We start from the raw sequence: 25,668 nt of genomic DNA on the forward strand, positions 1-25,668 counted from the left end.
TGGACATGAGGCGATAAAAATAACGAGACGCCCGGGAGATCATCATGTCCGTCATGACCGACCCGCCGAAACCTGCGTTTCGGCCCAGTCAGCTTATTTACGACACCCGCTACCGTTCCATCACGATCCAAGTTGTTGCCCTTGCGCTTATTGGCGCGGGTCTTTGGTGGTTGGTGAACAATACGATCAGTAACCTGAATGCCCTTGGCAAAGACTTTGACTTTGGCTTCTTAGGTCAATCAGCCGGTTACGACATTAACCAGATGCTGATCGAATACACCAACCAAGATACACATGGCCGCGCAGCGTTCGTGGGTATTCTGAACACGCTTTTGGTCGCCTTTTTGGGCTGTGTCACAGCGTTGGTTCTTGGGGTTCTGGCCGGTGTCGCCCGTCTATCGAAAAACTGGGTGATCAGTTTCTTGATGGCCGTCTACGTCGAAGGATTCCGCAACGTACCGTTGTTGTTATGGATCATTTTGATTTTCGCGGTTGTCACCGAAGCGACCCCGCAACCGCGTGACTTCCGTGGTGATACACCCGAAGCTAGCATGATGTTGGGCGAAAGTGTCGCGATCACGAACCGCGGCACCTATATCCCAGCAATTGGTTTCACACGGTCCCTGAGTGGTAACGAAGCTGTCGCGCCGCAAGAAGGTCTGGCCCCTGTGGCCTCCGGCGGTATCGACTGGATCTTGGTTCTGGGCACATTGGCTGCAAGCATCATCGCAATTCGCTTTGTGAATGCCCGTGCCAACCGTATCCAGGAGCAGCATGGTGATCGGCCAAATACAATTTGGACCAACCTCGCTATCTTCTTTGTGCCAATCGGGATTGTTTTCCTAATCCTTGGTGCAACGATCGTGAAGCCGTACCTGAAAGGGTTCAACTTTACCGATGGTGTCCATCTGCGGAACTCTCTGATCGCGCTTTGGATTGCGCTGTCGCTTTATACGGGGGCGTTTATCGCTGAGACGGTACGTGCAGGTATTTTGTCTGTGTCCAAAGGTCAGTCCGAGGCCGCATTTGCGTTGGGCATGCAGCCCGGTCGCACGATGAGCCTTGTGATCTTGCCGCAGGCTTTGCGTGTGATTATTCCGCCGCTGATTTCACAGTTCCTGAACTTGACGAAAAACTCGTCGCTAGCGATTGCGGTGGGGTACATGGATGTGCGTGCAACTTTGGGCGGGATCACGATTTCCCAAACAGGGCGCGAATTGGAAGGCATGCTGATGCTGGGTGGGTTCTACCTGATCCTGTCGCTGCTGATTTCCACTGCGATGAACATCTACAACAACTCAACTAAACTGAAGGAGCGGTAGGATGTCTGATACACACGCACAAACCGTCTCTTATGTCCGTGATACGATGTTGCCAGAATCGTCGCCCCCTACGACTGAAGTGGGGGCCGTGAAGTGGCTGCGCGAGAACCTGTTCTCAAGCGTTACGAACACGGTTCTGACGCTTCTGTCGATCTTTGTGATCTACTGGATCCTGTCCCATGTCGGGCCTTGGATGTTGGGTGGTATCTGGAATGCTGGGTCCTTGTCCGAATGTCGCGAGATCCGCGATGCGACTGTCGGATCAGATCACGGCGTTGCCTGTTGGGCGGTGCTGAGTGATCGTTGGCACCAATTGCTATTCGGCTATTACCCAAGCGAATTGTACTGGCGTCCGATCCTTGCCTTGATCCTTTTCTTGGGCGGACTGGCACCTGTTCTGTTCGACAAGGTGCCGCGCAAGATGTTCATCCTTTCAGCAGTCGCACCATTCTTGTGCTTCTGGCTGTTGTGGGGCGGGTCCATCTGGTTGCCGATCTCTATCGCTTTGGGTTTTGTCGTAGGCTACGTCGCGTACGGACCTCTCACCAAAACGTTCGGATCATTGGCTGGGATCATCGGAGCCATCGTATTGCCGTTGCTTTACTGGTTGTTCCTGTCGGGCCCAATCTACGCTGGGCTTGATAGCATCGCGCCAATCGGGATCGAATTTGTCGAATCTCGTGCGTTTGGTGGGTTTATGCTATCCGTGGTCATCGGCCTGTCAGCGATCGTGCTGTCGTTGCCGCTGGGCATTTTGTTGGCGCTTGGTCGTCAGTCGGACCTGTTCATTATCAAGACATCCGCTGTGGTGTTCATTGAAGTGATCCGGGGCGTTCCACTGATCGTGTGGTTGTTCACAGCCCAGTTGCTGTTGAACTACTTCCTGCCACCAGGGACCAATTTTGACCTGACGCTTCGGGTGATCATTATGGTGACCCTGTTCTCTGCCGCTTACATCGCGGAAGTTATACGGGGCGGTTTGGCGGCTTTGCCAAAAGGTCAGTACGAAGGTGCCGATAGTTTGGGTCTGTCTTACTGGCAATCGATGCAGCTGATCGTCCTGCCGCAGGCCTTGAAAATCTCGATCCCGGGCATCGTGAACACCTTTATCGGGTTGTTCAAAGATACGACGCTTGTGGTCTTTATCGGCCTGTTTGACCCGCTTGGGATTGCCTCTGCGATCCGTGCCAGCACTGACTGGAACGGTATCTACTGGGAGCTCTTCATCTTTATTGGCGCTATGTTCTTCATCTTCTGCTTTAGCATGGGCCGTTACTCACTCTACCTGGAGAAAAAACTCCAGCGTGAAAACCGATAGGAGGGTTTGGATATGTCAGACCTCGCAACTGATCGCGCAATTGATCGTTCCAACATGCAGGTGTCCGATGAGGTCGCCATTGAAATCAACGGGATGAACAAGTGGTACGGCACATTCCATGTGCTGCGCGACATTAACCTGACCGTGAACCGTGGCGAACGGATCGTGATTTGTGGGCCTTCCGGGTCCGGTAAATCGACGTTGATCCGCTGTATCAACCGTCTGGAAGAGCACCAGAAGGGCCAGATTATCGTCGATGGGACAGAATTGTCGTCAGACCTGAAGAACATCGACAAGATCCGGTCCGAAGTTGGTATGTGTTTTCAGCACTTCAACTTGTTCCCGCACCTGACGATCCTTGAGAACTGTACGCTGGCCCCGATTTGGGTGCGTAAAACGCCCAAGAAGGAAGCCGAAGAAATCGCGATGCACTACCTTGAGAAGGTGAAAATTCCTGATCAGGCGCTGAAGTATCCGGGCCAGTTGTCCGGTGGTCAGCAGCAGCGTGTGGCGATTGCCCGTTCGCTTTGCATGAAGCCACGGATCATGTTGTTTGATGAACCGACATCCGCGCTTGACCCTGAGATGATCAAGGAAGTGCTCGATACGATGATCGAGCTGGCCGAAGAAGGCATGACCATGCTTTGCGTGACGCACGAGATGGGCTTTGCTCGTCAGGTGGCCAACCGCGTGATTTTCATGGACCAAGGTCAGGTCGTTGAACAGAACGAACCTGAAGAGTTCTTTAACAACCCGCAATCCGAGCGGACACAGTTGTTCTTGAGCCAGATTTTGGGCCACTAAGTTTTCAGCTTAGGCCGTTCTACATGGATAAACGAAAGGGCCACGCGGTTGCGTGGCCCTTTTGCGTTACAGGTCCCGTGGAACAATAAAGTCCACTGCGTTGCCCTTACCGGGCTTCAGCCAATCGTCATCAGCAAATTCAATAACCGTGGTCGCGCAGGTCGGGTAATCGTCGAACCGATGATGATCGGGTGCGTAGGTCACAAAGCGCCGCGCCGCCATGCCGATTCCGGGGTTGTGTCCGACGATTGCGATGGTCTGGGCATCTACCGCGCTTGCAACTTCTTGGATCGTCTCCGGTGCGGCGTGGTACAGCATGCCTATCTCTTTGGTCGCGATAGTCTCAGCTAGCCCGCGTTTCACCATGTTTGTCGTTTGCAGTGCCCGCGTCGCGTCAGAGGTCAAGATCAGGTCTGGCAGATAACCCTGCGCCTTTAGCCATCCACCAATGGCTTCTGCCGCCTTTTGCCCTCTGTCAGTGAGTGTACGCGCATGGTCGTCTGCATAGATGTTATCCCATCCTGATTTGGCGTGACGGATGAGGATAAGTCGTTTTGTCATAGGAAAGCTTTCATATGGTGTGTTGCTTGGGCGGGCATCCGATTGCCTTGTCCGATAGGGCATGCACGCCGACTGCGACAGCCTTGTGACATACAGTCCACCCCTTGGGCCATGCGAAGGTGTGATTTGCAGCTGTCGACATCATACCCGTCATGAAAGGCATTCACTGGGCATGCAGGGATGCATGGCTTTTGGGTACAGGTGATGCAGGGGTTCTGACCTTGGGTTGGCGCAACAGCGTCATCCAGCAACAGAACACCGCGAAACGACACGAATAGCCCCGCAACATCATGCACCAGAAAGCCAATGGGCGAGGACCAGAAACGTCCGGTACGCAATGCCCACGTGAAAACGGGCTGAAAGGGTGGGCCACCAAAGGGGAACAGCGCAGTTGCGCCGTGTTTTTCTGCAAGATCGCTAATAACCCGCAACGACCATCGGTCCAGCGGGTCCGTCTGTTGATCGTGGTATTCGGCACTTTGCAAAAATATCGGCCAAAACGCGGGTTCTTGGGGTCCGATCAGGACGAACGTGCCGTCACGTTGCAGGTTGTCCGTTGGCACTGTGGCGCAGTGACCAAGCGCCTGCAAGCCATGTGCGGACAGGTCGTCGATCAATTGTTCTGGATAGGTGGGCAGCATTGGGCCAGACTAGCGGCTCACCGACCTCGCGCAATCGTCTTTTGTATTAATCCAGCCGTTGCCAGTTCGGCGGTATTTTCGCGGGTGTACTGTTCGTCGCAAAGCTAAGCGCGTTGCCGGCACAGGTGTACGTTCCATCACCGTTGCCAAACATGCCTGTCGAGGAACTAAATGGAATCTCCATGCGGGTCCCCATGACGTCGGCTGCACCAACAAGGTTGTAGTCAGTGGCGGTCGCGGCCCAAGACCCGCCTTCAGCCTGCATCCCGCCCGCGCTGTATCCGGACACGCTGACGTCCATTTCGGGCGCGTTCGGGACTTTGACCCGCAATGTCATGTTCTGCACTTCGATGCGTACTGATCCGGGTGGGGCGACTTGCATCACGACCATGCCGCCAACAGGCGTCGCGGCACCTTGCATTTGGGACGCCATGATCTGTGCGAGCTCGTCGAGGTCCGCCTGCCATGTGCCAACGACGCAAGGATCGATCGCAGCGTGAGCAAAGCTCGCGAAACAGGAAAAAGCGGTAGCAAGGCGTAGTGTCGACATAACAGACCTCTTAGCTAGGGTTGTGTTAAGCTACCACAACACGCCTCAATCGCGAAATCTGTTTTAGTCGTTGCGTATGATTGATCCGGCGCCATGTTCGGTAAACAGTTCGAGCAGGCTGGCGTTCGGCAATGTCCCATCAAGGATCACAACAGCGCGGACACCTTCATCAAGTGCTTTCAGGGCTGTTTCGGTCTTGGGGATCATGCCGCCTGCAATTGCGCCGCTTTTGATCATGTCGCGAACTTGGATCGCAGACAATTGGGTCATCACCTGACCGTTTTCGTCTTTCACACCGGGGACATTCGTGAGCAGCAAAAGGCGGTCCGCCTTAAGTGCCGCCGCAATGGCGCCAGCGGCGGTGTCGCCATTGACGTTGAAGGTTTCGGCGCGGCCTGTGCCGGAAGCCACGGGTGCAACAACAGGGATAATGCCCGCTGCGTTCAGATCATGCAGGACCTGCACGTTCATTCTTGACGGCTTGCCAACAAAACCCAATTCAGGATCGTCCGCTTCGGCGACCATCAGGTCGTCGTCTTTGCCAGACAGGCCAACAGCGCGGCCACCTTCGTCCATAATGGCCTGCACGATCCGCTTATTCACGAGACCGGTCAGGACCATCTCGACGACTTCGACAGTTTTCTGGTCAGTCACCCGTTTGCCGCGCACAAAGCTGGATTCGATGCCGAGTTTGTCGAGCATATCGTTGATCATCGGACCACCGCCATGCACCACAACAGGGTTCAACCCGACCTGTTTCATGAGCACGATATCGCGGGCGAATTCGGCCATCGCGTCTTGGTCGCCCATCGCATTGCCGCCGAATTTCACCACAACAATGGCCCCAGCGTAGCGCTGCAAATAGGGCAGGGCTTGGGATAGGGTTTGAGCGGTTCCGATCCAGTCGCGAGTCATGTCTTGGGCCTTCATATTAATCAATCCCGGCAATAATTGCGCGCAATGTTTCGATGCCATCACCCTTCTCGGATGAGGTCAAGATCAGCTCGGGGTAAGCGGCAGGGTGTTTCACCAGTGCCGCGCGGGTTTTTGCAAGTGATTGTTCCAACGCATCGCCACGCAGCTTGTCGACCTTCGTCATGACGACCTGAAAGGTGACAGCAGCACTGTCGAGCAGGGACATGATTTCGTCGTCAACTGCTTTGGCCCCGTGACGCGCGTCGATCAAAACAAACACACGGCGCAGGGTTTGACGCCCACGCAGGTAGCTTTTCAACAAGCGCTGCCATTTTTCGACCACGGGCAGGGGAGCGTTGGCAAAGCCGTAACCGGGCAAGTCGACAACATACAAATCACCAGCAGTAAAGTAGTTGATTTCTTGCGTCCGGCCTGGCGTGTTGGACGCGCGCGCAAGACCTTTGCGGCCTGTGAGCGCATTGATCAGGGACGATTTACCCACGTTAGAACGCCCTGCGAAACAGACCTCTAGGCGATCCGCAGGCGGCAAGCCGTCCATGGCAACGACGCCTTTCACAAATTCGGTTTCCCCCGCGAACAGCAGGCGACCGGCTTCGCGTTCGGCGTCTTCGGGTGGCTGAACTTCGGGGAAGCGCATTTCCATTGTAAGGCTCGTTCGTTTGACTGGGATGAAGAAAAAACCGCCGCATCACTGCGGCGGCTTTGGTTTATTTGTTTTTCGGCTTTGCTGGCGCATCCTTGGCGGGCGGCGCTTTCTTGAAGCTTGACGTGATGTTCCCGAACAGATCGGGTTTCGACCCGTGGCTCCGCATGATCGTGTATTGCTGGATAAACGTGATCACGTTGTTGGTGATCCAGTAGAGGACCAGACCGCTGGCGAAACCGCCCAGCATGAACATGAAGACCCAAGGCATATAGGCGAAGATCATTTTCTGTGTCGGATCTGTTGGGGCCGGGTTCAGTTTCTGCTGCAACCACATGGAAACACCCAAAACAATCGGCATAATCCCAATCGCGATCAGTGCGATAAAGCTACCTGGTTCTGGCGCGCCCCATGGCAGAAGGCCGAACAGGTTGATGATCGATGATGGATCCGGTGCGGACAAATCTTTGATCCAACCAATCCAAGGCGCATGACGCAGTTCGATCGTCACGAAAATCACCTTGTAGAGCGAAAAGAAGATCGGAATTTGCAGCAGGATCGGCATACACCCAGCGGCTGGGTTAACCTTGTTATCCTTGTAAAGCTTCATCATGCCTTGCTGCAGCGCCTGTTTGTCTTCGCCTGACTTTTCTTTCAGGGCTTCCATTTCAGGCTGCAATTCCTTCATTTTCGCCATGGAAACGTAGGATTTGTAAGCCAAAGGCAGCACGAGAGCCTTCAGGATGAAGGTCAGCGCGATGATCGACCAACCCATGTTGCCAATGATGACATTCAGGTTGTGCAGCAGCCAGAAGATCGGCTTGGTCAGGAAAAAGAACCAGCCCCAGTCGATGCTGTCGAGAAAGCCGGTGACGCCTTCTTCGTTTTCGTAGTTGCGGATCGCGTCCCATTCCTTGGCACCAGCGTAAAGCCGCGTGGTGACTTCGGTTGTTTCACCGGGGGCGACGGTTTGCAGCGCCATGACTGCTTCAGCTTGGTACAAGTCGCGGCTGTCGAAATACTTGGACGTGGACCGGAAGGCCGTGCCCTGTTCGGGGATCAGCGTCGTCATCCAGTAGTGGTCTGTGTAACCGATCCAACCGTTTTCGGTAGCTTCCAAGCGTTCCGCTTGGGTGCCTTCGCGCGGGTCCAGATCGTAGTCGACGATTTTCTTGTAGTCGGTTTCTTCCAACTCACCGTCAGTCATGCGCACGAGGCCTTCGTGCAGAATAAAGAAGTTCTTCAAGTCTGCTGGTGTGCCATGACGGCGCAGCAGGCCATATGGCCGCAAAGTAATGTTGGAAGAACCTGTGTTTTCAACGCTTTGAACGTAATCGAACATGAAATCTTCGTCGACGCTAATTTCAGTGCGGAAGATGTGGCCAGCGCCATTGTCCCAGACCAAGGTCACAGGTGTTTCAGGCGTCAGCGCATCACCGCTTTCGACTGACCAAATGGTGTCGGGGCCGGGGACCTGATCCGCAGCGATGCCTTCAGCAGAGGCCCACCCGAATGTTGCGAAATACGCTTCGGCTTCGCCAACAGGCTTCAGAAGGTGAACGATGGGTGAACCGTCGACCAATTCCTCGCGGTATTGGGTCAGTGACAGATCATCGATACGGGCACCCTGAAGGGACAAAGACCCTTTGAATTCAGGTGTTTCGATCGCGATACGTGCGGCTTCTGCGACGGTTTCTGACGCGGCGGGCGTTGTTGTCGGTGCCGACGTGGTTTCCGCGGCAACGCTTGGCGTTGTGACATCTGCAGCTTCTGCGACTGGTGGCAGATCAGTCAGCGCGGGTTCTTCAGGCGGGAAAAGCCAAAACCACACCATCACAACGAGGAAACTTAGCACCGTTGCGAGTATCAGATTCTTGTTTTGGTCGTCCATGCGAATGCCGCCTGTGTCGAAGAAAAGGTCCCGCTGGTTCAACCCCTCAGAACCCCAAAGGTCAAGCGGTTTTGCCTTGTTTTGATGAGAATTCGACGTGATTGACTGCGGAAAATTGCCATTTCACGTCGCGCATTTGCGCGACCATCAGGCAATTACTGAAGATAGCGCGGTCTCTGTGCGAAAACCTGCGGCAAATTGTAGTCGCGCAGCCATGTCAACGTTTCGGCGGGGGGAAGAGGGCGGGCAATGGCAAACCCTTGTGCATGACCGCAGCCATTCTTCGCCATGTGTTGGACTTCGCTCGTCGTCTCAACACCTTCGGCGAGCGTTTCTATTGATAAGCCCTTAGCGACCATCAAGATCGTGTTAACCATTTGCTGTTGGCTTTCGTCGACATCAACGTGGGAGACGAAGGAACGGTCAATTTTGATCCTATTAACGCTAAAATTCTGAATGGTTGTGATGGCCGCGTGGCCGGTACCAAAATCGTCAAGGTCGATGTTGCAGCCCACGTCGGAAATTGCATGCAGGTTCCGAATGATCGGATCGTCAGCGCCCCTTGCAACGACGGTTTCCAAAATTTCGATGACTAACCTGTCAGGTGTCAGGTCAAAGGCATCCAATTCTAGCCGAATGATGTCGACAAGATTCGGGTCGCGCAGTTCAAATGCCGACATGTTGACGGATACGCGTGGCACGTGGACGTTCGCGTCATCCCATTTCCGCAGCGCACGAAGAGAATCGCGTAACATTGCCAAACCAAGTTGGCGCATCATCCCGGCTTCTTCCAAGATGGGGAGAAATTCCGCGGGTGAAATCACACCTCGTATCTTGTGATTCCATCGTGCCAGCGCTTCAACCCCTGAGACTTCATTGGTCGACAGGCACAGCTGAGGTTGGAAATATGCATGAATTTCGCCAGTTTTAATTGCGCGCAATGCCTCCGCCAAGAGAGAGCGGCGCGCATCGATCCGTTCTTTCATTTCGGTCGAATACACCCGGATCATCGAAACGCCTTGGTTCGCAGCCTCAATTTGCGCGATGCGAGCGGATTCTAATAGTTCCTCGCCGTCTTCCTGCTGTTCCTGGGAGGATATTGCGCAGCCTAAAGAGAGGCTAATTGGGAGTCCTTCGTCACCAAGTGGAATGGGTTCCGCCGCCTTGTCCTGGATCATCATCGCAAGGTCCAATAACCCCGCGCGCACCAATCCCCTTAACGGGCTGACAACGCATACAAATTGATCCCCGTCCAATCGGCGCACTACATCCCGAATGAGAAGATCGCCCTTTAGACGGTCTTCCAGAACCCGTAAAACGTGTCGGATATCTTTACCATTTCGGGTACGTCGCAGATCGTGAAAATTGTCGATTTCAGCCACGATCACAATCGCATTGTAGCAATCGTAATAACGGCGTTTAAGCATATCGTCCAAGGCGTCGATGATTTGTTTACGCGGGTCGGTCGGCCCTACGAAGACGTTTAAGACGGCAGTGATCCGTGTCCATAAATGGTGGATGAAACTGCGCAAATCTGTGCCTCGCTTGGTAACGGGCACCATGCCCTAACGCGCAATGGATAAGGCCGATTAGATAAACTTTGATTAATCCTGTTCAGGAATCGTCATCAATCCAACGAAATCGAACAGCTTTGGGTCGAGCAGATGCGACGGCCTTGCATTTGTTAACGCGCGGAACATCTTTTGGCGGCGACCGGGGTGGTTCTTTTCCCAGCCGTCCAGCATTTGTTTGATCTGCTGACGTTGCAGCCCGTCCTGCGATCCGCACAGATCACATGGAATAATCGGATAGTTCATCGCGGCTGAAAAAGCTTCGCAATCGGCTTCGGCCACATGCGCCAGAGGGCGATACAAGAACAGATCGCTTTCTTCGTTAACGAGCTTGGGCGGCATCGTCGCCAGACGGCCACCATGGAACAGGTTCATCATAAATGTTTCAAGAATATCATCGCGATGGTGACCCAAAACGACGGCGGAACATCCTTCTTCACGCGCAATCCGGTAGAGATTTCCGCGTCTTAGTCGCGAACATAATGCGCAAAAAGTGCGGCCAGTAGGGACTTTGTCCATGACGATAGAATAGGTGTCTTGGTATTCAATCCGGTGCGGAACGCCCATTTTCTCCAAGAAAGCAGGCAGAACGGTCGCTGGGAAATTGGGCTGCCCCTGATCCAGATTGCACGCAACCAGATCAACGGGCAGTAGCCCGCGCCATTTCAGTTCGTACAAGACTGCCAACAAGGTGTAACTGTCTTTGCCGCCAGACAAACAGACCAGCCATTTCGGCGGTTTCCCATCGCGTGCTTCGGGCGCGATCATGCCATATTGTTCAATCGCTTCACGCGTATTGCGCACGATCCGTTTGCGGAGTTTCTTGAACTCTGTCGTGGAAGGTGCGCCATTAAAGAGCGGATGAATATCTGTGTTTTCGTCTAGCATGATCCCGCATTATAGCGCGTTCGCGATCCCGCCAAGGGGTTTCGTGACTTGCCGCTGCCGCTTTGCGAATTAAGTCGTTGGAGGAAAAGAGGAACAAATATGCGTTTATTGATTGCTGCCGCCTTGGTCGTATTGTCCGCTTGCACTGGGAAGCCGTCCTTTGACGACGAAAGCCTGGGCCGCGAAAAACTAAACCTTGAAGAATTCTTTGACGGTGATTTGGTCGCATATGGCCAGTTCCAAGACATCTTGGGCACAGTTCGGCGCAGTTTTGTGGTCGAGTTGAAAGGCGATTGGGACGGGGAACGCCTGCGCTTGGAAGAAGATTTCATTTACGAAGATGGATCGACCGAGAAACGCATCTGGACACTAACAAAGACTGGACATGACAGTTGGACAGGGACAGCCCCCGGTGTGATCGGTGTCGCGACTGGTGAGGAACAGGATAGCCGTTTTAATTGGCGCTATGAGATTGATTTGCCGATTCCGGCGGCGGACGGGTCTGTTGAAACCATGCGGGTCACGTTTGATGATTGGATGTGGTTGCTGTCTGAGGACCGTTTGTTCAATCGCGCCTACGTGCAGCGGTACGGCTTTGACATTGGGGACGTGAGCATTTCCTTTGAAAAGCTAAACTAGTCGGGCACGTTGTCGATGCCTGAGCCGCCCCAAGGGTGGCATCGTCCGATGCGGCGAATCGTCAGGATGCTGCCTTTGATGCCGCCGTGGTTTTCCAACGCCTCAAGCGCGTAGGCGGAACAGGTTGGCTGAAAACGGCACCCGTGTCCCACCCAAGGACTAAGCAGAAGGCGATATGCCTTGACGGGGGCTGCAAAGACGTGGGCAAGCGGGCTCATGTGTGCACCTTATCCAATGCGCGGATCAGGTCGCTTTGCAATTGGGTGAAGGGCAGGGCGGCTGTCGTTTCGAACCGTCCGACAAGAACGTAATCCCAGCCATCGCGCCCGTGATCCTTAAGAACAAGACGCGCAACTTCGCGCAAACGGCGCTTGGCGCGGTTGCGGGCGACGGCGTTGCCGACTTTTTTGGAACAGGTGAAACCGACACGGATACCATCGGCCGTTTCATCGGCGTGGCGCTTACGTGCCTGCAGATGAATCCCCTTGGTTCCAAAGCGTTGTGCCTTGGAGCACCGGACAAAATCAGCCCGTTTGGTCAGTACAGTGATCGCTGGACAAGCGAAAACCGCCGGTGGACCGTCCATGTGATCGACCGTTTGGTCAGACATGGGTGCCACCGGCGGCTTCAATTCGAATAACCGAAAGTTGGCGCTTACGCGCTCAGCTTCGCGCGGCCTTTTGCGCGACGGTTGTTCAGGATTTTGCGGCCAGCTTTAGTCGCCATGCGCGCGCGGAACCCGTGACGGTTCTTACGAACCCGGTTAGATGGCTGGAACGTACGCTTCATCGCGTGTCCTCCGGTTAATGGGCCAAACCCTGTTAGAGATTCGAAGCCGATTGGAATTCAGACTTGTCGTTTAGAGGGGGTACCGTGTCCTGTCAACGCAGGTCAGACCAGAAAACTGCAACAATTTCACATAGCGTGGCAGGTCAATTGTTTCAGTCGACGGCCTGATAGGCCCCGAAGTATCGCAAACCGCTAACGACTGATCAAGCGCCCGTGATCGGGGTATCACCAACAGACGTTTCAAGTCATCTACAGTCCTAACGAAAGCGCGTCCGTCAACCGTGATGGCGCCGCGCAATATGATAGGATGACCCGATGATTGATGCCCCGACCGAAATGGCCCCTGATAAGCAAAGCAGTGCCTATGTCCGCAGATTGCCCCTTATAATCATAGCGATTGTCGCTGTGTTGGGGGCAATTTTCCTACGTGATTACCTGACATTCGATGCGTTGAGCGAAAATCGTGAAACGCTACTGGCTTTCCGCGATGCCAATTATCTGCTGACAGCATTGTTGTTCATTGCGGCCTACGTCGTGATCGTGGCCTTTTCATTGCCGGGTGCAACAATTGCCACGCTGACAGGCGGCTTTTTGTTTGCCACTTTCCCGGGCGCGTTATTCAACGTGACTGGTGCGACGCTAGGGGCGACTGCAATTTTTCTCGCGGCCCGTTGGGGATTCGGGGAAAAGCTTGGTGCCAAGCTGGAAGGATCCGAAGGGATCGTCAAAAAGATCAAAGATGGAATCGATGAAAACCAGTGGTCGATGCTGTTCTTGATCCGTCTGGTGCCGGCTGTGCCGTTCTTCATGGCGAACCTGATTCCATCGTTCCTAGAGGTCCCGACACGCCGCTTCATCATTTCAACATTCTTTGGCATCATTCCGGGTGCTGTAGTCTACACGTCCGTTGGTGCGGGTCTTGGTGAAGTGTTCGAGCGTGGCGAAACCCCGAACCTTGGCATCATCTTTGAGCCATTCATCATTGGCCCAATCATCGGCCTTTGCGTGCTTGCCGCACTTCCTATTTTGATCAAGGCCGTGCGCGGCAAGAAAGGTCTTTAAGCCATGAACCGTATTAAAACTGATATCTGTATCATTGGTGGTGGCTCTGGCGGTCTGTCTGTCGCAGCTGGCGCTGTTCAAATGGGCGCAAAAGTTGTCCTGCTTGAAGGCCACAAAATGGGCGGTGACTGCCTGAATTATGGCTGTGTTCCATCAAAGGCGCTGATCGCGTCCGCGAAACAAGCCTATGCGATGTCCCATGGGTCCGCGCTGGGCATTGCAGACGAACAGGCGCAGGTGGACTACGCGGCGGCCAAAGATCACGTCGCCGACGTCATCGCGACGATTGCACCAGTCGATTCGGTCGAGCGTTTCGAGGGTCTGGGCGTTCAGGTCATTCAGGAATTTGGCGCGTTCATCTCTGAAAACGAAGTGCAAGCCGGTGATACGATCATCGAAGCGCGTCGGTTTGTTGTGGCCACAGGGTCTGGCCCGTTTGTGCCGCCAATCGATGGCATCAGCGATGTCACTTACTATACAAATGAAAACATCTTCGATCTGCGCGAAAAGCCAAAGCATCTGATCATCATCGGTGGCGGGCCCATCGGTATGGAAATGGCGCAAGCGCATCGTCGCCTTGGTTGCGATGTAACCGTGATTGAAGGGGCCAAGGCATTTGGCAACGATGATCCGGAAATGGCCGAAATCGTGCTGAACAAGATGCGCGACGAAGGAATCCAGATTATCGAAGGTGCGCAGGCGGAAAAGATCAGCGGCACGGATGATAGCGTGACGGTCCATACGCCAAAAGGTGATTTCACTGGGTCCCATCTGCTTATGGCCGTTGGGCGTAAAGTGAACATCGATAAGCTTGATCTGGATAAGGGCAACATCGCCCATGACCGGCGTGGTTTGAAAGTCGGTGATGACCTGCGGTCCGAGACAAACAAAAAGGTCTATGCCGCTGGCGATGTCGCTGGTGGTCTACAATTCACCCATGTGGCAGGCTATCATGCCGGTGTTCTGATCCGGTCACTTTTGTTCGGTTTGCCGTCCAAGCAAAAGACGTCTCATATTCCTTGGGCGACTTACACTGATCCAGAATTGTCCCAAGTCGGCCTGACCGAAGCCCAAGCCCGCGAAAAACATGGCGACAAGTTAGAAGTGGTGCGTTTCGAATATCACCACAACGACCGCGCCATCGCAGAACGGAAAACTACAGGCCTTATCAAGGTGATGGTGGTCAAGGGACGGCCAGTGGGCGCGTCCATCGCCGGTCATCTTGCGGGTGAATTGATTTCGATGTGGGCCATGGCGATTGCAAATAATATGAAAATGTCTGCCATCGCCAATACCGTTTTGCCTTACCCGACCATAAGTGAGGTCAACAAGCGGGCGGCTGGGGCCTATTTCAGCCCGCGCTTGTTTGATAGTGCAATGGTTAAGCGGGTTGTTGGGTTCGTTCAGCGCTGGATCCCGTAACGCAGGCAAGAAGGCGTCATTATGTTCAATACCCTCTCTGGGCGGTTCTTGGTTCTGACCATCATTTTTGTGATGTTGGCCGAAGTCTTTATCTTTGTGCCGTCGATTGCGCGGTTCCGCGAAGATTATTTGCTCGAACGCCTTGAGAGGGCACAAATCGCATCATTGGCGCTCGAGGCGGATCCGTTCATATCGCCAGAGCTGCAATCGGAGCTTTTGAAAAACGCTGACGTCTATAACGTTGTTTTACGGCGTAACGAAGTCCGGCAACTGGCGTTGTCATCGCCGATCCCATTTCCCGTCATGGCGACCTACGACATGCGCGACCCGTCGTCGTGGGAATTGATCAGGGACGCCATGTCGACGCTTGTCACCAAGGACGAACAGGTCATCCGCGTGATGGGGACGCCTGTGCAAGGCGGCGGATCACTGATTGAAATCACGACACCGCAAATGCCGCTGCGCGATGCAATGATGGCGTATGGACGGAACGTCTTGATCCTGTCGTTGGTGATTTCGGTTATCACGGCGGCGATGTTGTTTGTTGCGGTTCGCTACCTGCTCGTCCGGCCTATCAAAGGGTTGGTCGATCAGATGGAACGGTATGCCGCGGCGCCAGAAGACGCCCGTAAGATCATTGAACCAACGGCCACCGTGCGCGAATTGCATGCGGCTGAACTGGCGTTGCAATCTATGGAAAACCAATTGACTGGCGCATTACGGCAAAAAGATCGTCTCGCGCAGCTTGGCGGGGCCGTCGCCAAGGTCAGCCATGACCTGCGCAACATCCTCACGTCAGCGCAATTGTTCACGGACCGGATCGAAAGTTCGGAAGACCCACTGGTTAAACGCATGGCACCCAAGTTGGTCGGATCGATCACGCGGGCCGTCAATCTGTGCGAAACGACCTTGGCCTTCGGGCGCGTGGAAGAACCGCAGCCTACGCTAACCCGCATTGTGTTGGTCGGGTTGGTCGACGAATTGCTGGAAGGCGAACGCCTTGCGGCAGGCGATGCACCAATCACGTTTGAAGCGGATGTGCCGGCTGCGATGACTGTACGCGCGGACGGAGAACAAATTTTCCGGGTCCTGTCCAATTTGCTGCGCAATGCCCGTCAAGCGATTGAAGCAACAAGGGCCCCTGGCACGATCACCATCCGCGGATTCGAAGACGATGCGGCATGGTGGATCGAAGTATGCGATACGGGGCCAGGGTTGCCGAAGCGAGCACGGGACAATCTGTTCAAACCGTTTGAAGGCGGGGCGCGCAAAGGCGGGACGGGACTGGGCCTCGTCATCGCAGGCGATTTGATCAGAGGCCACGGTGGCCGGTTGGAGCTCGGTAACACGGATGAAAACGGTACTGTGTTCGTGATCCAGCTGCCAAAAGCTGACTTGGCACTGGAGCCTTCGGCGTTTGAAACGGCCTGAATTGAACAAGATTAAAAATACTTACGATTTGGGCCTTGCATACCCCGGCAGGCACAGCTAAATCCCACCACACGCGGATTGGTAGCTCAGTTGGATAGAGTACTTGACTACGAATCAAGGGGTCGGGGGTTCGAATCCTCCCCAGTCCGCCACATACACACTTGTCAGGCGACACATAGTTCTGCCTTTCACGACACATAGCTCTACATTTTCCATCGATTTGATTGCCATCGCTTGTTTCTCGCGCCCTTCAATCGTTGCAGGTTTTCAAGACAACGCACGCAGTGCGCTTGCTCTGAAATCTTGCCACGTGGCGAACGCGGGAGGGGGCGAGGCAGGTCTATTCGACGGCAGTGGTGCGGCCCGCAGGCGCTAGCCGAGGACCCGGTGCTGTCTAATGGACTTGCCCGAGGGGGAGGGCCGCGCCCTCACCCTGACGCTGTGCGGCGGCGTTCGGCTTGCCCGAACCCCAAACAGCCATAGAAGGACCAGGATCGCAGATCCGTTGCCCCAGCGACCGCGACCCGCAGGGCAGATCGGCGCGGCTTATGGACAGCATGAGGCAAAGGAAAGGCACCGGCTCTAAAAGAGACGATACCTGACTATTGGATCCGCTGCCGATTAGTTGTGACGTTCTGGGTGAAAGCTGCTCTTTGCAGCTTGAGCTTAGGGCGCGGTGACACATCCAAGGGATTTGGCAGGGGCCATGCCGCAATCGCAACAAGACGCGGCATTTGGCGGGGTGCGGAAATTCGCTGCATTCGCCCCAATGTCTGCTTTGCAGACTGAGGCGTTCGCTAAAATGATGAGATCGCCGCTAGTCGGTTAGTAGTTGACGCGCCATACGGCTTGGGCAATCCGAGCCAGCTTTGCCTGGCGAGCATCGATACTCGAAGTTGACCAGACATCTTGTTCGGCAACTGAGTCATTGATTTTGAGCGGGCTTTCTACAAAGTATTGGCCTTCAACCTTCTCTGCGAAGGATTTGTTGGCCAACTTGCGGTTTACTCCGCTTGGGAGCAACGTCATATTACCTATCCGGTGGATGTATTCCTCAATTTCAGCATCTGGGTCGTCAAGAAATTCCGACCATTCCTCTGGTACGAACTTCTGAGGAAGAATGTGCTCCAAATTGAGCGAATTTGGATCGGAAACCGCCTCGATGCCGGTATTGCCTTCAATATGATCGTTCAGCTTCTTCAGAGTGTACCGCGCTAGTTTTGAAACAGTGATCTGTTTTCGTGCGAATGAGGTCCGGAAGTCAGCGTCTGAAGGATACAGGCTCTTGATTTGATCAAATACATCCTTTGCTGAACAACTTGGGTTTTTGCGTACAAATTGCGCTGCAGAGGCAAAGACTTTTTCGATGTTGCCCGTACCTTGCCCCATAATGATACTATAGCGGTAAGCGAAGGCGACGACCATTGAACTGACGCCGCCAAATATCTCGGGCCTTGCTTCGAAAACTGAGAGTAGCAAGGGGTTATACTGGTTGACGTTGAACGTGACCAACTGATCGATGTTCGCCTTTATCCGCGATCGCTCACTACCTTCAAACAGATCCCAAGTTACGTGTTCCGGATCATGCAAGGCCGAATAATACTCCGAAGAGTCGCGTAGGCAGCGTGACAACTGGACGACCTGCGTCTGGCTCTCAAATTTGTCGGCTATTCTCCTGTAAAGGTATTTTTCACGAACTACGTCGTACTCGGAAAGCCAGTAATGCCTGAGGAAACGCTTCAATTCGATAGCACCAAGATAGTCAACCATCGACCGCCAATTGTCTTGCGTCCTTTGGAGTTTGTTTCCAGATTTAGAGAACAAGTAATTTTTTAGCAGGTCAGCAACCGAAAGAGCCAAGCCGCGGTCGTTCAGAGTTTCAAAGAGCAGATAAGCATCGTGGTCGTCCTTCACAGCAATTCGGATTACCTGGAATGTATCATCGATTGCTCCAGTGATGGCTGTCACAAGATCACCAAGACTTTGCCCGTCGTCTAAGGTTTCACCAACCTTGTCGTAGAGTGAGCAGTAGCAACTCGCGAGAAGGCGGTTAGTCTTTGGAATGCTACGTGAATTAACCTGCCGTCGAATACGTTGGATGTCGGGTTGATTGATTATGTGTTCATCGTAGAAGTCGCGATTGTTGGTATTCAGCGTTAGCTTTGGAATGGTGCTTTTGGACTTGTAGTCAAACTTACCCAAAAAATCTGTGCTGATTTGCTTGGCGGTGTCGTCCTCACCCAACCGGCTTGCGTGATCCCGCAGTACGCAGACAAGTATTGAAGTAGTGGTAAGACGCTGTTGGCCATCGATAATCTTGTAATTCGACTGGTCTTTGTCATTGATTACAAACGAACCGAGGAAGTAATCGTCGCGCTGATTTCGGATCGCGGCCAGAAAATCGTCCCATAGTTGGTCGACTTGTTCTGCTTCCCAGCTAAAATCACGTTGGAACTCAGGAACTGAGTATCGCTTACCGTCCCGCAGTATGGTTCCGATATTGATTGCGCCCGTATCGATGTTTGCCAATTCGATAGCCCTTTTTGTGTTGGTTGCCTTTTGGCTACCACCATGTTGTCGGAGCAGCGATTACTTTTCAATCGTATTGCGCTTCATAAGCAGACCTTTTGGGTCTGTTTAACGAAAGGCAGCTATGGGCCGGTGAGCATCGATCGAACCCGTGTAAATCCATCAGTATACCGCAATGCGGAGAATGGCGGCAGTGAGCCCATCCTGACGAATGCTGCAAAGAGCGTGAAGGGCGGCTATCTCTAAAGCCTCAGCTCAGGTCCTCTTTGCTCCGGTCCTAGTCATTCGCTGTAACGGCAATAATTTTTTTCCAGTCCCGTGCCTGCAAGTCTTTTGGGTAGATCATAAACTGAATTAGTCCTTCGACGCCGATTGCATCGTCATACCCAAGCTGTAAAAGCATTTGGCGATCTTGCACAGGCTCCAACTGATTTTGAATATCCAATCCAACTCCGAAGACTTGGTGCGCCTTACTGCTTCCCATTCGAACGTCGGTATTTTGTTGCTCGGAAGTGAAGTCAATCGGTGCAAATGGAAAATCGCCTTTACGCTCGGGCTTTGTAGCGACTTGTTCATCTGATCTCTCAATGATTGCGAAATCGCTTGATGTGATCCCTCGGGCGCGTGCTAGCAAAGCATCTTTTCTGCATATGAAGAACAAAAGCTGACCGGACTCTGGCAAAATGTCGGGCGGTAAATGCTGATTCAATTGAGAAAAAGAAAGCGTTGCGTAATGCTGCATCTTTTCCTCTGTGATCGGGTCGCAGGGCCAAGGCTGATGTAGTCCTGGTGGCTGCCCCCCAATCCAGCTCAGAGCGCTACCTTTAGGTGAAGCAACTGTTGCACCTTGGTCAATTGTTTTGATCAGGACTGCTGGAAGCGGGTCAGTGAGCTTTTCCGGGACTTCCCGGTCTTGAATTGGATTGTCCTTGAGGGGAGACGGAATAAAGCTAGAAAGCTTCCACAATGCCCAGCCCACTGAAACCAATATTGCAACTGCGATGATTTGGGGGCCAATCGACGCGGCTTTTGCAACTTCGCTCATCCAAATGAGCGCAAGCAATGTTGCACACCATACAGTTGCCAGTGTCGCAATAACTACCTTTTTGACCATGACCGCTACTAGCCCTTTGCCGCATAGTTTTGTGGCTGGACCGACAATGCAAGCACCTCAAGAATACCACAAGAAAAATCGGATGCTGCCATTCGTAACGGCCGAAGAGACGTCCGCTTTGTCCGCACCTTTCCCGTTCGCCGCATCCAAGATTTCGTGGTTGCGGCTAATGGCCGGTTTGACGGGCCGCACCGCAGCATGCCGATCAGTGAGTGAACGGCAGCTAAGGGCCGACTTTGTCGATATTGGCGCGTGCTCGATGTGGACATGCTACGACACATCGGATGACCGGAAGAGCCTCAAGTATTAAATCTCTAAGACCTCTCTAAGCGTAGTTAAATTTGATAGCGGCCGTTGCTGACACAGTCTAATGTGATCGAGATAGGCACCTTCAAGCAGTGAGAAGCCAGAAATACGGAATGCTGCGAAAGGCTTGGGAATGATAGATGAGACCAAGAATTGCATTTATTGTGACGAAGAGAAACAGTCGAGTGACTTTTCCCTAGAGCACATCTGGCCAGATGCATTAGGGGGAGATTATCTTTCTGAATTCTGGCGGACACGTGACGTATGCGGCAAATGTAACAGTATATCTGGGGTGTTTGTGGATGGCGCATTCATCAAGCAGCATTTGGTTGCAGCCGAAAGAATGCGTGATGGGCTGGAATATCTATCTTCGGAGAATTCGACCGAAACAATCCCTCTAGGTTTCTGTAGCACAGTTCAGAATATTGAAGCTCCTGAAGGTGAAGTGGCAGATTTTTGGGTTTGCACTCCGGGAGCCAATATTTTGCATTTCCGTGCAAAAAGCGAGATCACTTTTGACACCTATGTGGGCGGGGATCCACGTAGGTCTTCGAAATGTTCGAAGGCAGGACGCGTCGTTGTTAGTTTCACCACCGAAGAGCCTTTCTGGATTAAAGTTGCACTACGCTCTATCAAACGGCATTTCTCCAAGGCCCAGCTATTCGTGGAGACCTCAGGCTGGCCTGACGAACACGAGGGATTTTCAGCACTATCACCGGAAAATCCCGAGCATGCTTTCTATTTGGAAGCTGTCAGAAAACTGTATCAACATACTGATGCAGGTGGACAGATACACGGTCAAATATCCCTTCCGTTGCATGCGGATGCTCGTTTCCTGTCGAAATTGGCATTAGCGGTTGGGTTCAAAATCTTCGGCCAAAGTTTCATGACCTCAGATGATGCTCGTTTGCATCGAAGGTCGTTTCGCGAAGCTGACCCTTTGAAGAGAGTGGACCTGAAAATAAGGGGTACCGGGTTCTTGAAAGAGGACGATTCACCGGAGCTTTCCGAATTTCTAAAGTGGCCCGGTGCATGGCAACTACTGTTACAACAAGTAAATGGAGCACTTGCTCTTGTCGTTACTGCGCCATCTGGGCGAAAAATGGTCGTGCAGATCACAGATGACCGCGAGTTATTGGAACAGCTCGGTCATGACTACCTTGAGGGCAAACATTGGCTAGTCGTTCCGCAAGTTCAAAAAGGAGTAGGCCCAACTCCATATCCAAAGTATCTCGCTCATATTCTAGGCTCACAGCCCTTGGTTGAGTTGGAGCAGCTGGCAGCACGAAGAACGGCCCCTTCAACTCTACCATCGGCGAACATCAGATTTGACGTCGGCACTTAAGTCGCAAATTTTCCCGCAAAAGCTCTTTGGGTTGAAGCCGGCCTTTGGCAAGTCAAAGGCGAAACGCAGTTTTGTTTCGCAGTGTGTGAGTTCAAGTCGGCTGAAATGCTGCGCACTGCATGAATGTCCGCAATGTGGGCTGTGGGCGCAGCATTCGAGAACCCTTGCGAACGGCTGCAATGGGCCGTCTATGACGTAGGTTTCAGGTGGTTTTGGGCGGTATTTCGTTCGTTTCGGTCAAGGATACGCACGAAAGGTGGGAACTGTTTTTCAGTAAGTTGTTATTTTTATCAATGCGTTGAAAGAACTCCCGTCGAAAAACGTAGAAATTTCCGCCACCGATGTCGAAAACCGAGAGCAGCTTCCGTCCTAGAGGTACAAAACCAAAAGAGGGACGAAGACATGACTTTCACTGTAACACCAATTTACGCCCTGGCCGCAGCAATCATCTATATGGTTCTTTGGATGCGGGTCACTGCCAAGCGTGGTGCCATGGGGCAATCCATCGGCGATGGCGGCGATGCCGACCTACTGCTGCGCATCCGCCAACATGGCAACTGCGCTGAATGGACCAGCTTTGTGTTGATCCTGATGATCTTGGCGGAGGGCATCGGTGCCCCCGCACTTTATCTGCATATCGGCGGAGCGCTCTTACTCTTGGGGCGGATTGCACATCCGTTTGGTCTCAAGAAAGACAATGCGGGCCATGTCCTGCGTTATGTCGGAAATGGATCCAACATGCTTGCGACACTGAACCTGATGATCTGCCTCTGCGTGAATATTCTGGGTCTTTGACGCCACTGAATTTTCTGAACTAATCTCAATCTGGAAAGGAACGACCAATGAAGTACATGCTTTTGATTTACAACAACCCTGAACAGCAGCCGCAATACGGCACGCCGGAATTCGACGCCATGATGGGTGGGTTCTTTGCCGCCAACGAAAAGATGAAAGAGGACGGTGTCTTGGTCGATGGTGAAAGCCTCAATCAGCCGGACAGTGCGACCTCCGTGCGTATCAAGGCAGGTAAGACCGAGACTATGGATGGGCCCTTTGCCGAAACACGGGAATACCTAGGGGGCTATTACATTGTTGACGTGCCCGATCTGGATACCGCAATCACCTATGCCGAAATGATCCCATCGGCCGCGTTTGGCACCATAGAGGTGCGTGCGTTGATGAACTATAACCCGGCGGGCTGATCCATGACTAAAACAGCCACCCCCATTGCGATCAACAAGGCCATCGAAGATGTGTTGCGTCATGATCGGGGGCGGCTGATCGCTGGATTGTCCACGCGATTGGGTGACCTGCAACTGGCCGAGGACGCTCTTCAAGATGCCCTGATTTCGGCCATGTCCCACTGGGGCCGATCTGGGTTGCCGCATTCTCCCATTGGTTGGCTGATGAAAGTCGGCCTCAACAAAGGGATCGATAGGATACGGAAGGGCCAGAGCGACACACGAAAGGCAGATGATTTCATGGTTGTTCATGTGACACATTCTGAGCGTTTGGATGATGAACCAATCCCGGACGAGCGTTTGCGTCTTATCTTCGCCTGCTGCCACCCGCTCCTTGAAGAAAAGTCCCGCGTGGCGCTGACGTTGCGGACTGTCTGCAATCTAACAACCCGCGAGATCGCGGCGACGTTTCTTGATAACGACGTCGCAATTGGTCAGCGCATTTCGCGCGCCAAGGCGAAACTGAAAGAGGCCAGTGTCGGCTTCGAAATTCCTGATCAAGAGGTTTGGCCTGCGCGATTGGATGCGGTGCTTTCGACGCTCTACCTGATCTACACTGTCGGATATATCAGCGAGGATGAAAGTGACCGCGACCTTGCTGCAGAGGCAATCTTTCTGATGCGCCTTTTGGATCGGCTGCGCCCGGACGACCCCGAGATTGAAGGCGCTCTTGCGTTGGTGCTCTTGACCGAGGCGCGACGCAAAGCACGGGTCGGAACCGATGGCGCAACTGTGCCGCCCGAAGTGCAGGACCGCAGTCAGTGGGACACACATATGATCCGCGAAGGGCAAGAGATCTTGGGGCAGGCCGTGGAACGCGGTCGCCCTGGCCCCTATCAGATCAAGGCTGCAATCGCAGATTGCCATATGTCCGGCCCCAAACCTGACTGGCAGCAAATCTCGCTGCTTTACGGCTCTCTTTGGGCGCACGAGCCGACGCCCGTGGTGGCCCTAAACTGGGCGGTTGTGATGGCAGAGCTGGGCGAGACGGAATTGGCGTTGCGCAAGATTGAAAATTTAGAAACGGATTTGCGCGACTTTCAACCGTTCTATGCGGCCTATGCGAATGTTCTGGAGCAGTCAGGTCGACCGGAAGAGGCCCGTGAAGCGTATCAAAATGCAATCGACCTTGCGCAAAGCCCTTCAGGCCAGAAATTCTTAGAGAACCGACTTCAGCAGTTAGAATCCTAGTGCTTCGTGCAATTCTTCATCAAGGGTAGACCTTCAAGCAACCGCTGCGAATGTCGGCAATGCGGGCTGCATGCGCAGCATCGCGAAGGTTGGCTGAAGGTCCGGAAAGGGCCGCATGCGTTACGTGATTGAACTTCGAAGCGTTCATGCGTTTCCGCACCTCTCCCAGCCAGAAAAACCTAGCGGGAAATGCTGACCAATTATGAGAGCGTTTTTTTAAGGATCACCGCAATATCAACTGGGAACTGCTGCACGATTTTCCAGCTGATGAAGGCGAGATTTCGCATTCTGGACTGTTGCCCAGCTAATGCCCATCGACTTCGCGATTTTGTTTGTAGACCAGCCAATATTGAACAGCTTTTTCATCAGTTCTGCGTCGTATCGAGGATTCGCATTACGAGGTCTGATCTGGCGCCCAGTCAACTTTATCATTCTGGAGATTGCCTGAGTGCAGGGTCCATGTTTTGCGCTAAGTGCGCGAAGTGATGAGCCACTTTCCCATTCCAGCGCGATCTCCTCGTGAATATCGATTCCGCCTCGCTTCATCAATTTTACGGCATTGTTGCGTGTTACACCCATAATCTGGGCACACAGATCTAATCTGGGGATCTGCTCATATTTCAACACGACGGCTTGAGGCGAGGGCAGAGCTTTCCTTATTATTCGTCGCGCAGCGCGTGTTTCCCACAAAAGCTTCAGTCGTGCGCGTCGGTGAGCACGACGTTCTTGGTCTTTTTTGTCCTGGTGCTGAGAAATCTGTTGTTCAGTGCGAGAAATTGGGTTGGCTGGGCGATTGCTTTGCGATCTCCAAAAGCGCCTTTCTTGGAGCCGCAAATCTGCAAGTGAATCCCAGACTTGCTGAGCTCGACGAAGGTTTTCTCTTGCCGCTGTCAGTTGCGTAATTTGGGCCTCTGTTAACTCTTCAGACACGGTCTAGCTCCATTTCCCTGATCGTTGGCTGGAAATCAGCATCTGTTTGCTGCGGCACGACTGATTCCATTCGTGACCAAGCTGCCATTTTTTCGTGAGGAAAAAAATCAAAAGTCTCAGTTTGTAGCGTGCGGGGAGCAGCAAAGGTGAGGAATTACCCTTCACAAACTGGAAATTCTTGACGAGCGGACAAACTGCCGAGAAGTAAAGTTACGTCAAATAAGTTTGATGAAATAATGCACCCAGACCTCGAGAAACATGAACGCACTAAATTCATGCTAAGACAGCGGAAGCTTTCGTTGGCTCATTTGGCGAGGGACCTCGGTATCAGAGCGGGAAGCGTTACAGCTGTTAGTCAAGGTTATCGGCGCTCGAGACGTGTCGAACGTGCCATTGCGGAAGCCTTGGATACCACAGCCGAAGAGCTTTTCCCGGACAGGAACTACGAAAGGAGAACACCAATGACCTAGAAAAGTAAAAGGCCCTCGAGAGCAGTTGCTCTCAAAGGCCTTCTGAAAGATGTGTACTTAAGTTTTCCGACCCT

The 25,668-nt window shown here is 53.2% G+C and carries 27 protein-coding genes and 1 tRNA gene; 14 read left to right on the forward strand and 14 right to left on the reverse strand.

From position 1 onward, the window contains the following. Window positions 1–44 precede the first annotated feature (44 nt). The 3 genes from AC0L7R_RS04570 to AC0L7R_RS04580 are packed head-to-tail and all read left to right on the forward strand — an operon-like array spanning window position 45 to window position 3,444. Window positions 45–1,322 carry an ABC transporter permease subunit gene (locus AC0L7R_RS04570; RefSeq protein WP_473659107.1) on the forward strand — a complete coding sequence of 426 codons (1,278 nt, stop codon included), beginning with the start codon at window positions 45–47 and terminating at the stop codon, window positions 1,320–1,322. Between the two features lies 1 nt (window position 1,323). Beyond that, window positions 1,324–2,640: an ABC transporter permease subunit gene (locus AC0L7R_RS04575; RefSeq protein WP_473659109.1), complete on the forward strand. Its 1,317-nt coding sequence runs from the start codon at window positions 1,324–1,326 to the stop codon at window positions 2,638–2,640. A gap of 12 nt (window positions 2,641–2,652) precedes the next feature. Further along, window positions 2,653–3,444, forward strand: coding sequence for an amino acid ABC transporter ATP-binding protein (locus AC0L7R_RS04580; RefSeq protein ID WP_281502254.1), 792 nt, complete (start codon window positions 2,653–2,655; stop codon window positions 3,442–3,444). Window positions 3,445–3,510: 66 nt separating this feature from the next. Here the strand turns inward: AC0L7R_RS04580 and AC0L7R_RS04585 are convergent, their stop codons facing one another. From AC0L7R_RS04585 to ttcA, 8 genes are all read right to left on the reverse strand, one after another. After that, window positions 3,511–4,005: a histidine phosphatase family protein gene (locus tag AC0L7R_RS04585; protein ID WP_473659111.1), complete on the reverse strand. Its 495-nt coding sequence runs from the start codon at window positions 4,003–4,005 to the stop codon at window positions 3,511–3,513. Next, complete coding sequence (locus tag AC0L7R_RS04590) at window positions 4,002–4,646, reverse strand: ferredoxin (RefSeq protein WP_473659113.1); 645 nt, start codon at window positions 4,644–4,646, stop codon at window positions 4,002–4,004. The genes AC0L7R_RS04585 and AC0L7R_RS04590 overlap by 4 nt, the downstream gene beginning before the upstream one ends. 46 nt (window positions 4,647–4,692) lie before the next feature. Further along, window positions 4,693–5,196 carry a hypothetical protein gene (locus AC0L7R_RS04595; protein WP_473659115.1) on the reverse strand — a complete coding sequence of 168 codons (504 nt, stop codon included), beginning with the start codon at window positions 5,194–5,196 and terminating at the stop codon, window positions 4,693–4,695. A gap of 63 nt (window positions 5,197–5,259) precedes the next feature. After that, a complete protein-coding gene (gene argB, locus AC0L7R_RS04600) occupies window positions 5,260–6,111 on the reverse strand; it encodes an acetylglutamate kinase (protein WP_473659117.1) in 852 nt (283 codons plus the stop codon). Between the two features lie 16 nt (window positions 6,112–6,127). Beyond that, window positions 6,128–6,775, reverse strand: coding sequence for a ribosome biogenesis GTP-binding protein YihA/YsxC (gene yihA / locus AC0L7R_RS04605; protein WP_247129869.1), 648 nt, complete (start codon window positions 6,773–6,775; stop codon window positions 6,128–6,130). Window positions 6,776–6,839: 64 nt separating this feature from the next. Further along, the gene (gene yidC / locus AC0L7R_RS04610) at window positions 6,840–8,666 is read right to left on the reverse strand and encodes a membrane protein insertase YidC (RefSeq protein ID WP_473659119.1); all 1,827 of its coding nucleotides are present in this window, start codon (window positions 8,664–8,666) and stop codon (window positions 6,840–6,842) included. A 155-nt stretch (window positions 8,667–8,821) separates the two neighbouring features. Beyond that, complete coding sequence (locus tag AC0L7R_RS04615; protein ID WP_473659120.1) at window positions 8,822–10,228, reverse strand: EAL domain-containing protein; 1,407 nt, start codon at window positions 10,226–10,228, stop codon at window positions 8,822–8,824. A 42-nt stretch (window positions 10,229–10,270) separates the two neighbouring features. Beyond that, window positions 10,271–11,125, reverse strand: coding sequence for a tRNA 2-thiocytidine(32) synthetase TtcA (gene ttcA / locus AC0L7R_RS04620; RefSeq protein WP_473659122.1), 855 nt, complete (start codon window positions 11,123–11,125; stop codon window positions 10,271–10,273). A gap of 99 nt (window positions 11,126–11,224) precedes the next feature. On the opposite strand from ttcA, the gene AC0L7R_RS04625 reads away from it, so the two are divergent. Then, complete coding sequence (locus tag AC0L7R_RS04625; RefSeq protein WP_473659124.1) at window positions 11,225–11,764, forward strand: DUF3833 family protein; 540 nt, start codon at window positions 11,225–11,227, stop codon at window positions 11,762–11,764. Here the strand turns inward: AC0L7R_RS04625 and yidD are convergent. The 3 genes from yidD to rpmH are packed head-to-tail and all read right to left on the reverse strand — an operon-like array spanning window position 11,761 to window position 12,553. Next, complete coding sequence (gene yidD / locus AC0L7R_RS04630) at window positions 11,761–11,982, reverse strand: membrane protein insertion efficiency factor YidD (RefSeq protein WP_473659126.1); 222 nt, start codon at window positions 11,980–11,982, stop codon at window positions 11,761–11,763. The two genes, AC0L7R_RS04625 and yidD, sit on opposite strands and share 4 nt — an antisense overlap. Continuing rightward, window positions 11,979–12,374, reverse strand: a complete 396-nt coding sequence (gene rnpA, locus AC0L7R_RS04635) for a ribonuclease P protein component (protein ID WP_348107820.1) — start codon at window positions 12,372–12,374, stop codon at window positions 11,979–11,981. Before rnpA ends, yidD begins: the two co-directional genes overlap by 4 nt. A gap of 44 nt (window positions 12,375–12,418) precedes the next feature. Beyond that, the gene (gene rpmH, locus AC0L7R_RS04640) at window positions 12,419–12,553 is read right to left on the reverse strand and encodes a 50S ribosomal protein L34 (RefSeq protein ID WP_008231458.1); all 135 of its coding nucleotides are present in this window, start codon (window positions 12,551–12,553) and stop codon (window positions 12,419–12,421) included. A 315-nt stretch (window positions 12,554–12,868) separates the two neighbouring features. Here rpmH and AC0L7R_RS04645 point away from each other — a divergent pair, with 315 nt between their 5' ends. From AC0L7R_RS04645 to AC0L7R_RS04660, 4 genes are all read left to right on the forward strand, one after another. Continuing rightward, on the forward strand, window positions 12,869–13,615 hold the full coding sequence (locus AC0L7R_RS04645; RefSeq protein WP_473659129.1) for a VTT domain-containing protein: 747 nt from the start codon (window positions 12,869–12,871) through the stop codon (window positions 13,613–13,615). Between the two features lie 3 nt (window positions 13,616–13,618). Then, on the forward strand, window positions 13,619–15,037 hold the full coding sequence (locus tag AC0L7R_RS04650) for a dihydrolipoyl dehydrogenase family protein (RefSeq protein ID WP_247129860.1): 1,419 nt from the start codon (window positions 13,619–13,621) through the stop codon (window positions 15,035–15,037). A 21-nt stretch (window positions 15,038–15,058) separates the two neighbouring features. Further along, window positions 15,059–16,468: an ATP-binding protein gene (locus tag AC0L7R_RS04655; RefSeq protein ID WP_473659131.1), complete on the forward strand. Its 1,410-nt coding sequence runs from the start codon at window positions 15,059–15,061 to the stop codon at window positions 16,466–16,468. Between the two features lie 75 nt (window positions 16,469–16,543). Beyond that, window positions 16,544–16,620, forward strand: a tRNA-Arg gene (locus AC0L7R_RS04660). Between the two features lie 673 nt (window positions 16,621–17,293). Here the strand turns inward: AC0L7R_RS04660 and AC0L7R_RS04665 are convergent. Continuing rightward, window positions 17,294–18,997 (reverse strand): GmrSD restriction endonuclease domain-containing protein, encoded by a 1,704-nt coding sequence (locus tag AC0L7R_RS04665; RefSeq protein WP_473659133.1) that lies wholly within the window; start codon window positions 18,995–18,997, stop codon window positions 17,294–17,296. A 277-nt stretch (window positions 18,998–19,274) separates the two neighbouring features. Next, the gene (locus tag AC0L7R_RS04670) at window positions 19,275–20,111 is read right to left on the reverse strand and encodes a DUF1963 domain-containing protein (RefSeq protein WP_473659135.1); all 837 of its coding nucleotides are present in this window, start codon (window positions 20,109–20,111) and stop codon (window positions 19,275–19,277) included. 82 nt (window positions 20,112–20,193) lie between these two features. On the opposite strand from AC0L7R_RS04670, the gene AC0L7R_RS04675 reads away from it, so the two are divergent. From AC0L7R_RS04675 to AC0L7R_RS04695, 5 genes are all read left to right on the forward strand, one after another. Next, window positions 20,194–20,421, forward strand: a complete 228-nt coding sequence (locus tag AC0L7R_RS04675; RefSeq protein WP_473659137.1) for a hypothetical protein — start codon at window positions 20,194–20,196, stop codon at window positions 20,419–20,421. 129 nt (window positions 20,422–20,550) lie between these two features. Next, window positions 20,551–21,762: an HNH endonuclease gene (locus AC0L7R_RS04680; protein WP_473659138.1), complete on the forward strand. Its 1,212-nt coding sequence runs from the start codon at window positions 20,551–20,553 to the stop codon at window positions 21,760–21,762. Between the two features lie 402 nt (window positions 21,763–22,164). Then, window positions 22,165–22,557 carry an MAPEG family protein gene (locus AC0L7R_RS04685; RefSeq protein ID WP_473659140.1) on the forward strand — a complete coding sequence of 131 codons (393 nt, stop codon included), beginning with the start codon at window positions 22,165–22,167 and terminating at the stop codon, window positions 22,555–22,557. A 47-nt stretch (window positions 22,558–22,604) separates the two neighbouring features. Continuing rightward, the gene (locus tag AC0L7R_RS04690) at window positions 22,605–22,964 is read left to right on the forward strand and encodes a YciI family protein (RefSeq protein ID WP_473659142.1); all 360 of its coding nucleotides are present in this window, start codon (window positions 22,605–22,607) and stop codon (window positions 22,962–22,964) included. Between the two features lie 3 nt (window positions 22,965–22,967). Beyond that, window positions 22,968–24,194, forward strand: coding sequence for a DUF6596 domain-containing protein (locus AC0L7R_RS04695; RefSeq protein ID WP_473659144.1), 1,227 nt, complete (start codon window positions 22,968–22,970; stop codon window positions 24,192–24,194). 234 nt (window positions 24,195–24,428) lie between these two features. On the opposite strand, the gene AC0L7R_RS04700 is transcribed toward AC0L7R_RS04695, so the two are convergent. Next, a complete protein-coding gene (locus AC0L7R_RS04700) occupies window positions 24,429–25,124 on the reverse strand; it encodes a hypothetical protein (protein WP_473659146.1) in 696 nt (231 codons plus the stop codon). A gap of 275 nt (window positions 25,125–25,399) precedes the next feature. Here AC0L7R_RS04700 and AC0L7R_RS04705 point away from each other — a divergent pair, with 275 nt between their 5' ends. Further along, the gene (locus AC0L7R_RS04705) at window positions 25,400–25,594 is read left to right on the forward strand and encodes a helix-turn-helix domain-containing protein (protein ID WP_473660356.1); all 195 of its coding nucleotides are present in this window, start codon (window positions 25,400–25,402) and stop codon (window positions 25,592–25,594) included. Window positions 25,595–25,668 lie beyond the last annotated feature (74 nt).

It is taken from the genome of Yoonia sp. D2-7, assembly GCF_055809435.1.